This window comes from Flavobacterium algoris (genome assembly GCF_048158525.1).
Lineage (GTDB): Bacteria > Bacteroidota > Bacteroidia > Flavobacteriales > Flavobacteriaceae > Flavobacterium > Flavobacterium algoris.
In genome coordinates this window covers 1-1,763 of record NZ_JBLNKT010000063.1, presented here as the reverse complement: position 1 = coordinate 1,763, position 1,763 = coordinate 1, and the positions used below count along the sequence as shown (strand labels likewise).

The window sequence follows — 1,763 nt, the reverse complement described above, 5'->3', positions numbered from 1 at the left end:
GAGGCTGTCCGAAAAGTAATTTTCGGGCAGTTTTTTTTGTTTATTACTTTGATTCTTCGTATTTTTAAGTACCAAAATCAGCGATTATGCAGCCAGTTTTTAAACCTCATTCGGTTCATCAGCAAGAACTTTTTCCATTGAATTTAAATGATTTGATCCCAGAGAATCATTCCGCTAGACTAATAGATAGTGTTGTTGACCAATTAGACATTTCAGATATAATATCGCAATATAAAGGGGGTGGAAGATCTAGTTATCATCCTAAAATGTTACTTAAAATATTGTTTTATGGATATCTAAACAATACATATTCTTGCAGAAAGATCGCAAGGGCTGCTAATGAGAATATTTACTTTATGTGGCTCTCTGGTGGGTTACAACCTGATTTTAGAACCATAAATGACTTTAGAGGAAAAAAGCTAAAAGGAAATATTGATAAACTTTTCAGTCAATTGGTTTCAATGATGGTTGATTTGGAACTCATTAGTTTGGAGAAGCAATTTGTAGATGGCACGAAAATAGAAGCTAATGCACATAAATATAGCTTTGTTTGGAAAAAGGCAGTTGAAAAAAACAAAGATCGACTTCAAGGCAAAATAAATGCTGTCTTAGCGGATATAGGTAGTGCTATCGAATCAGACATGGTGCACACTGATAACCAAAGCGACCCCAAGATTGATAGCGAGAAATTGCAAGAAAAAATTCGCGAGATAAACCAAAATATAAAAAAGGAAAAGCTGAGTAAACAGCAGAATAAATCACTTCAAAAATTAGAAAAAGAACAGCTTCCTAAGCTTAGAGAATACGAACAACACCTGGGAATTCTTGGCGAAAGAAATAGTTATGCAAAGACTGACACCGATGCTACCTTTATGCGCATGAAGGAAGATCATATGTTAAACGGGCAGTTAAAAGCAGCTTATAATATTCAGATTTCTACAGAAAATCAAATTATCACACACTATTCCACACATCAAACCTCTACCGATTTTACAACCTTAAAAAGCCATCTAGAGGGCTTTGAGAAAAACTATAAGAAACAATCCAAACAAGTTGTAGCCGACGCTGGTTACGGAAGCGAAGAAAACTATCAATTACTTGAAGGTAAGCAAATAGATTTTTTCATTCCTTACAATATGTACCGAATCGAACAAACTCGTAAGCATAAAAAGAATTTATTCCATGCGCAAAACCTCTTTTACAATAAAGAACAGGACTTTTTAGTTTGTCCAATGGGTCAAAGAATGCATAATATCTATACAAAAAAATCAAAAACTTCTACTGGTTTTGTACAACACCAAGCAGTATATCAAGCTAGTAACTGTGAGGGATGCCCTCTGCGAGGCCAATGTTTTAAAGCTCAAGGCAACAGGAGAATAGAAATTAATCATAAACTTCAAAGACTCAAAATTAAAGCCCGAGAGAATTTAGAAAGTGAGTTAGGAAGGGAAATTTATAGTAAACGATGTATTGAACCGGAACCTGTTTTTGGGAATATCAAACAAAACAAAGGGTTTAAACGATTCACACTAAATAAAATAGCCAAAGTAAATGTTGAATTTGGCCTAATTGCTATTGCTCACAATTTTTCCAAATGGATAGCAAAAGTCCGTTTGTCCAATTTTAAACCTATTTTTTACTTCATAAAGGCAATAAACAAACTTTTAGAACAATTATTAAGGCAATATTTTCAATTTTTAATAAATTTCTGCTAAATCAGGTATTCCTTAAAACAAGTAGAGGCTATCTTTTCAGACAACCTC

The 1,763-nt window shown here is 33.6% G+C and carries 1 protein-coding gene; it reads left to right on the top strand.

Features of this window, described 5'->3' with window-relative positions; all coding sequences use genetic code 11:
• The first annotated feature begins 83 nt into the window (after positions 1-83).
• Positions 84-1,715, top strand: a complete 1,632-nt coding sequence (locus ACM55I_RS16300) for an IS1182 family transposase (RefSeq protein WP_416847897.1) — start codon at positions 84-86, stop codon at positions 1,713-1,715.
• Positions 1,716-1,763 lie beyond the last annotated feature (48 nt).